The following is a 7,634-nucleotide window of genomic DNA, read 5'->3' on the forward strand; positions in this document are numbered from 1 at the left end:
CCGTGTCATTCCCCTGCTGGTATCAGCTTTTCATAATCTCAACCTAAAAACCAACTAAAATAAGCTTTTGTATGTGTGAGTGTGGCAACAACGATGAAACCTTTACTCGTTATAAGGTTTTTGAAGAGTAGGGAATTTCTATCGTTACTCTCAACAAAGCGTGCCCCCCATCCCAGGAGCGAGATCGAAGCTCCTTTTCAAGTCCGAAATAAACGAGAACTTTTTCAGTGACCTCAAATAAAGGTAGGGGCAAGACCCCACAAACACACCCGAGGAGGCATGACACCTCCTTGCGGGTGCGAGTGGTTGTAGCAATGAAACGAACCACGAACATTGTTACTCCCACTAAACGAAATCCAATCATATAAGGAGGTGTAGTACCCGATGTTTTGGAAAACCCCACTTCTATCCGTTACCAAAACAGAAACGCCACTTAACACACCTATCTCAGATTTAACGTTTACTGTTTTTGATACCGAAACAACCGGCTTTGCCGTTGGAGCGCAGGACCGAATGATCGAAATTGGCGCAGTCCAGGTCAAAAACAAAGAAGTCCAGGAAGCTGAAACGTTTCAAATGCACGTGAACCCAAATCGCAACATTCCAAAAGAAATCACAGAGCTAACCGGTATTTCCAATGAAACGATTGAGCACGCACCTACCTCGCTTGAGGCGATTCAATCCTTTATCGACTTTAATAAAAAAACGAACAGTGCTATTTGGGTTGGTCACTATGTAAGCTTTGACCTTCTTGTTCTAAAAAAAGAGTTACAGCGCCACCAGTACAGAATTGAAATACCAACAACGATTGATACACTTGATCTCATTGGGTATCTTAGTCCGTCTAAAATCATGCATGACTTAGAAAACTACGCCAGCCAATTTGGCACAAGAATTTATAGTCGCCATGAAGCGTTAGGCGATGCACTTACAACCGCACATCTTTTTTGTGACCTTTTGTACCATTTAGAAAACCGAGGAAAATACACGTATGCCGACCTTTTAGACATTAGTGACTTATCCAAACGGAACATACAATTCTGAAAAGTCAAGCATGTCCTTACAAGAATGTGGTATATCTGAGACTTCCCCCTAATAAACTGTACCAATCACCAACACAGAATTAGGAGGCGAGTCGTGTGCACGATTACATCAAAGAGCGAACTATCAAGATTGGCAGGTATGTTGTTGAGACAAAGAAAACGGTGAGAACGATAGCCAAAGAATTCGGCGTCTCAAAAAGTACCGTACACAAAGACCTCACCGAAAGATTGCCGGAAATTAATCCAGAACTGGCAAATGAAGTAAAAGAAATACTTGAGTACCACAAATCCATCCGTCACCTGCGCGGAGGAGAAGCAACAAAAGTAAAATATCGTAAATCAGACGAACCAGCTGAACCAATTGTCAAAGCAAGAAACTAATTGTCAAATCATGTAACATTTTAAGAAAAAAAGGAACCCTGTTCGAACATTCTGTGATAAAATATAAAATTAGGTAAATCGTAATAATAAAAGCGATTATGTTCGGATAACAGGGAGGAAAAAGAATCATGTTTGGTCGCGATATTGGAATTGATCTAGGAACTGCAAATGTCCTCATTTATGTTAAAGGTAGTGGAATCGTCCTAAATGAACCGTCTGTTGTTGCGGTTGAAACAACAACCAACCGAGTACTTGCAGTAGGGGAGGAAGCGTTCCGCATGGTCGGGCGTACACCGGGAAATATTGTTGCTCTTCGCCCGATGAAAGACGGTGTCATTGCAAACTTTGAAATGACTGAATCCATGCTTAAGCATTTCTTAGGCAAGATTAACGTCAAAAGCCTTTTCTCAAAGCCTAGAATTCTCATTTGTTGCCCAACTAACATTACATCGGTTGAGCAAAAAGCAATTAGGGAAGCAGCTGAGAAAAGCGGTGGGAAAAATGTTTACTTGGAAGAAGAACCAAAAGTGGCCGCAATTGGAGCAGGGATGGATATTTTCCAACCAAGCGGAAACATGGTTGTTGATATAGGCGGTGGAACTACCGATGTTGCTGTCCTTTCGATGGGCGATATCGTCACCGCCTCTTCCATGAAAGTAGCAGGAGATCGCTTTGATTCAGATATCCTTGCATACATAAAGAAGAAGTATAAGCTCTTAATTGGAGAGCGGACTGCGGAAAACATCAAAGTCCAAGTTGCAACAGTATTTCCGGGTGCACGACAAGAAGAAATTGACATTCGTGGACGTGACATGGTCAGTGGACTTCCTAGGACAATTACGGTACACTCAAAAGAGATAGAAGAAGCATTAGTAGAGTCTGTTTCTTACATCGTACAAGCTTCTAAACAAGTGTTAGAACAAACACCACCGGAACTATCAGCTGATATTATTGACCGAGGTGTGATCCTAACAGGTGGTGGAGCTCTTTTACATGGAATTGACCAGTTATTAGCAGAGGAATTAAAAGTTCCAGTAGTAGTTGCTGAAGAGCCTATGCATTGTGTTGCAAAAGGAACTGGCATTATTTTAGAAAACTTAGACCGTATGTCTAGCAAAAAAGTACGAATTTAATCCTTAGAGGAGGAGCGAGCATGCTTCGTGGAATGTATGGGGCAGCAGCTGGCATGATTGCCCAGCAGCAGCGCCAAGAAATGTTGACAAATAACTTAGCCAATGCGAATACACCAGGATTTAAAGCCGATCAAGCATCACTTCGATCGTTTCCAAATATGCTGATCAAAGCGATGAACACACAAGGGCAACGAGGACCGGCTCCGACCATTGGTGAGTTAACAACAGGCGTTTACTTACAAGAACGCATGCCGAACTTCCGCCAAGGTGATTTGATGGAAACGAGCTTCAATACCGATGTTGCTTTGCTGCAATCGATGATGCCTGAAACCGAATCAGGACGTCCAGGAGCTTTGTTTTATACCATGCAAAATGAAAATGGAGAAATTCGTTATTCCAGAAACGGTAATCTAACTGTTGATGGACAAGGCTTCCTTACATCTGCAGTTGGTCATTACGTATTAGATACAGCAGGCCAACCGGTTCAAGTTGGCAATGAAGAGTTCCGAGTCAATCCACAAGGCGTCATCTTTACTCAAGACGGTGCCCAAGTTGCTCAGCTGAATGTCGTCTATGCAGAAGACCCAATGCAGCTGGTCAAAGAAGGCGACGGCTTGTTGCGTTTTGAAGGAGAAGGCGAGCTTCCGACTGCCATCGGAAACGGAGCCATTGCTTATCAACTACAACAAGGATTTTTAGAACGTTCAAACGTTGACGCTCAGGCAACAATGACCGAAATGATGAACGCCTACCGCTCATTCGAAGCCAACCAACGCGTCCTACAAGCATACGACCAAAGCCTAGAAAAAGCAGTAAATGAAGTAGGAAGAATAGGTTAAAAAATAAAACCAAGAAGTGAAATACACTAGCTTCTGTTTGAACACGTATTTTTACAAACAAGGCTTTTCCTTACACATTATTCATTCTTACACTAAGTGAAATGGAGCGAAAGCCACTTGACTCCTGCGGGATATAGAGGTAGGGCCGAGACCCCACAGGCGCAGCCGAGGAGGCTCGACACCTCCCCGCGGAAAGCAAGTGGCTGTAGCGCAATGGAACGAACTTGGGGAGAACAGATAAAACGAAAACAGCCATAAAAAAGAGGGATAACGATGAACCAATCGATGATAACGGCTTCGGTTACAATGGGACAACTTCAGCGAAAACTTGATACGATCTCACATAACATTGCCAACACAAACACAACAGGATTTAAAAGCCGTGAAGCAACGTTTTCTGACTTGCTCTTTCAACAAGTAAACAATCAGTCTAGAGAGGAATATGAAGTTGGTCGTCTTACCCCAAATGGCATACGTGTTGGAACAGGAGCTAAAATAGCACAAACCGCAGTACGACAAGATGTCGGAGCACTCATGCAAACAGAGCGTCAACTTGATTTTGCGTTAACAGAGAAAAACCATTTCTTCCGCATTGAAACAGTGGAAAATGGCGCACCTGTTGAACGAATCACAAGAGACGGAGCTTTTTATTTAACAGAGAACCCTAATAATGCCCAACAATTATCATTGGTTACGGCGAATGGCGACTTTGTCTTAAATGGTGAAGGAAACCGTATCGCGATACCAGCAAACTTTCAATCTATTAGTTTTTCTCAAGACGGAGAGCTTGAGGTGACGCTACGAGATGGAACGATGCAAAATGTCGGACAGCTTGGATTAACGAACGTCTTGAAGCCGCAGCTTCTTGATTCTGTTGGGAATAATCTTTACCGTTTCCCTGACTTACAAGCGTTAGGTTTTGCGGTAGCGGATGTACGAGCTGATTTTGCTGGAAATGGTCAGCAGGTTAACCAAGGGTTTCTTGAAGGATCGAATGTGGATCTATCAAGAGAAATGAATGCTTTAATTGAAGCGCAACGTCATTATCAATTCAACTCCCGCTCCATTTCAATGGCAGATGAAATGAGTGGTTTAGTAAACGGACTTCGTAGATAATGGCTAATAGCCGTTAGATGGACGGTTGAACAGATTTGAGGAGAAAACAATGAGCGATAATCAATCAAAGGATCAAAGCCGAAAAATTGATACAGACCTTACGAATGAGCAAGAAAAGACTTCACTAACAGATCATGTTAACAAGCATGAGGAGATCGTTTCTAACAAAGAGACAAAGCCTGAGGACGATCTAGATCAAGTGGAATTCGATGAGTCTGATCTACTTGATAACGAACTTCAGGACCAAGTCGAATTGGCGGAAAACGAGCTTTTAGAGGAAGTTGAACAATTAAATGAGTTGGATAATGAGGATCTTTCAACAGATGAGCTAGTAGATGAAGCAGCAATTGTAAAGGAACAGTCTCGAGATGCAGAGGATTCAGAAGCCGCAGCTCTTCCTGCCAAAGAAGAACAACAGGAAGAAAGCAGAGAGTCTAGAAGGAAAAAGCGTCCAAAAAAAGAACGGTTGAGGTTAATTCCTATATGGCTTCGTATTCTCATAGCCATTGTTTTGATTGGTGGGAGCTTAATTCTTGGTTTAATCGTTGGATTTAGTGTCATTGGTGGCGGTGGTGATCCGAAAGAAGTCATTAATCCTGATACATGGTATCATATAATCGATATTGTTCGAGGACGACATTAAACGTCCTCGATTTTTTTCTGTTGTTCTTGAAAGCGCTTTGATATTTTTGGTAAAGAAGAATATGGTATACTTAGTGCAACATTGTTAAAAGGGGAGATTGTTATGTTAACTATTGAAGAAATTAAAGAAATTATTCCACATCGTTATCCATTTTTACTTGTTGATCGAATCATTGAGATTGAAGATGGAAAAAAAGCGGTTGGATTAAAAAATGTGAGTGCCAATGAAGAATATTTTAATGGGCACTTCCCTGACTATCCAGTGATGCCTGGTGTGTTAATTGTTGAAGCTCTTGCTCAAGTTGGAGCCGTTGCGATATTGAAACCTGAAGAAAACCGTGGCAAATTAGCGTTTTTTGCTGGTATTGATAATTGTCGCTTTAAAAAACAAGTAAAGCCAGGAGATCAACTTCGTTTAGAAGTCGAGATTGTTCGTTTGAAGGGGCCAATTGGAAAAGGCCATGCCATTGCAACAGTTGATGGTGAAGTCGCATGTGAAACAGATATTATGTTTGCGATTAAATAAAAAAGGGTATAGAAAAACTCATGACTTTTTTACTAGGAAGTGGGTATGAAATGGATGCGGCTTTTGATCATTTTCTAAAAGATAGGAAAAATGTAGAAATACTATTTAATCATATGAATGATGGGCTAATGATCACGAATCATAAACGAGAAATTATTATCGTGAACCCGGCATTTGAACAAATTACAGGCTATACGCGTGCTGAGGCAAAGGGGAAAGATCCAAGTTTTCTTGCTTCCGGAAAAACGCCTCGAACCGTATACAACGATATGTGGAGGAACATAGACCGTATTGGCTCATGGACTGGTGAGTTAATCAATAAGCGCAAAGATGGGGAGCTTTTTTGGTCATACATAACGGTAACAGAGATCAAACAGCCACGTGAGGAAGATCATTATTATATTGGGATTTTGCGCGATGAGACATCACGAAAACACCAGGAGGAACGATTAACGTTCTTAGCTTTCCATGATAGTCTGACGCAACTGCCAAATCGCGTTCATTTTCGGAATTCACTTGAACTGGCCCTTGAAGATGCTAAAAAAACTGCTCAGAAAATAGCTGTGCTTTTTCTTGATTTAGATCGATTTAAAAAAATTAATGATGTATTTGGACATGGAGCAGGTGACCAAGTTCTCGTAGAATTGTCCAAACGATTAAAAACGGTCGCAAAAAACAAAGCTTTTGTAAGTCGTTTTGCTGGTGATGAATTCACGATGTTTGTTCGCTATGAGGAAGATGATGCATTAGAAACGTTAGTGAATGAGTTGTTTGATGCCATCCATGTGCCTTTCTTAGTAAAGGAGCAGTTTTTCTATTTGACAATGAGCATAGGGGTAAGTCGCTTCCCTGAGGACGGAATAGACGTGGATTCCTTACTGAAAAATGCTGATTCTGCTATGTATGAAATCAAAAGTGAAGGTAAAAACAACTTTCGTTTCTACAAAGAAGGCATGAGTGAAAAAATGGTCGATACGTTATCGCTTGAATCCGAATTAGTTGATGCGATAAAAAATCAAGAGCTTGAGGTTTATTATCAAGTCCAAATTAATTTAGAAACCGGTAAACCTCACGGAGTGGAAGCGCTCGTCAGATGGAATCATCCTAAAAGAGGGGTGCTGCCACCCATTGTCTTTTTGCCTCTTGCGGAAGAATTAAATCTTTTAGCTTATATTGATGAATTTGTGTTAAAAGAGGCAATTAGACAAGGAAAAACGTGGCATGATTCCGGGCTAGATCAATTGAAGATGTCCGTTAACATTTCAAAAGCTTTTTTCCAACAGGAAGATTTCTTATCAATTGTCAATCGAGCAATTGAGGAAACAGAAATGGACTCATCCTTATTGTCACTAGAAGTGACAGAAAATATGGCTGTTCTTCAATTGCAAGAAATTCGCGATAAGTTGCTTGCTCTGAAAGAAAAGGGGATAAAGGTCTCCCTCGATGATTTTGGAACAGGGTACTCATCACTAAACCAACTCAACTATTTTCCGATTGATACATTGAAAATTGATCAATCCTTTGTACGAGGAAACTCAACGAAGGAAAAAGAAGCCATTATCAATTTGATCATAGCCATGGCAAAAAGCCTAGACGTTTCGGTCATCTGCGAAGGGGTTGAAACTGAAAAGCAGCTCGAATTAATTAAAGAAAAAGGTTGCAACTACGCACAAGGCTACCTCTTTAGCAAACCCGTCCCAGCAAGCGAATGCGAAACGATGCTGCTGGATTTGAATACCTAGATAGAAATATTGCTATCACCTAGGTTCTCTAATTTAAAATCCGAATGATTCAAATATGAATCGTTCGGATTTTTGTTTATCTGAGTTCGAACTTGCTATATAAGGAATAATATAATAACGCTGATGGATTTCCTCTAAGTGTAATGAAGCGGAAGCCACTCGACTCCTACGGATATAGAGGGAGGTCACTGATTAAAGTGCTTAACTGCCGC

Annotated in this window: 8 protein-coding genes; all 8 read left to right on the plus strand. The window is 41.2% G+C overall.

Annotated elements, in window-relative coordinates:
- The first annotated feature begins 384 nt into the window (after positions 1 to 384).
- The 8 genes from JCM9140_RS21125 (at position 385) to JCM9140_RS21160 (ending at position 7,422) form a co-directional block, all read left to right on the plus strand.
- A complete protein-coding gene (locus tag JCM9140_RS21125; RefSeq protein ID WP_034751375.1) occupies positions 385 to 1,044 on the plus strand; it encodes a 3'-5' exonuclease in 660 nt (219 codons plus the stop codon).
- 95 nt (positions 1,045 to 1,139) lie between these two features.
- Complete coding sequence (spoIIID, locus tag JCM9140_RS21130; protein WP_034751378.1) at positions 1,140 to 1,424, plus strand: sporulation transcriptional regulator SpoIIID; 285 nt, start codon at positions 1,140 to 1,142, stop codon at positions 1,422 to 1,424.
- A gap of 128 nt (positions 1,425 to 1,552) precedes the next feature.
- Entirely contained in the window at positions 1,553 to 2,557 is a 1,005-nt protein-coding gene (locus JCM9140_RS21135; RefSeq protein WP_034751379.1) for a rod shape-determining protein, read from the plus strand.
- A 20-nt stretch (positions 2,558 to 2,577) separates the two neighbouring features.
- A complete protein-coding gene (locus JCM9140_RS21140; RefSeq protein ID WP_034751381.1) occupies positions 2,578 to 3,396 on the plus strand; it encodes a flagellar hook-basal body protein in 819 nt (272 codons plus the stop codon).
- A 273-nt stretch (positions 3,397 to 3,669) separates the two neighbouring features.
- Positions 3,670 to 4,512: a flagellar hook-basal body protein gene (locus tag JCM9140_RS21145; protein WP_034751383.1), complete on the plus strand. Its 843-nt coding sequence runs from the start codon at positions 3,670 to 3,672 to the stop codon at positions 4,510 to 4,512.
- Positions 4,513 to 4,561: 49 nt separating this feature from the next.
- Entirely contained in the window at positions 4,562 to 5,155 is a 594-nt protein-coding gene (locus JCM9140_RS22865) for a DNA-directed RNA polymerase subunit beta (protein ID WP_052002460.1), read from the plus strand.
- A gap of 102 nt (positions 5,156 to 5,257) precedes the next feature.
- Positions 5,258 to 5,680: a 3-hydroxyacyl-ACP dehydratase FabZ gene (gene fabZ / locus JCM9140_RS21155; protein ID WP_034751385.1), complete on the plus strand. Its 423-nt coding sequence runs from the start codon at positions 5,258 to 5,260 to the stop codon at positions 5,678 to 5,680.
- A gap of 20 nt (positions 5,681 to 5,700) precedes the next feature.
- Complete coding sequence (locus JCM9140_RS21160) at positions 5,701 to 7,422, plus strand: putative bifunctional diguanylate cyclase/phosphodiesterase (RefSeq protein WP_081727813.1); 1,722 nt, start codon at positions 5,701 to 5,703, stop codon at positions 7,420 to 7,422.
- Positions 7,423 to 7,634 lie beyond the last annotated feature (212 nt).

It is taken from the genome of Halalkalibacter wakoensis JCM 9140, assembly GCF_000513095.1.
Taxonomy (GTDB): Bacteria; Bacillota; Bacilli; order Bacillales; family Bacillaceae_D; genus Halalkalibacter; species Halalkalibacter wakoensis.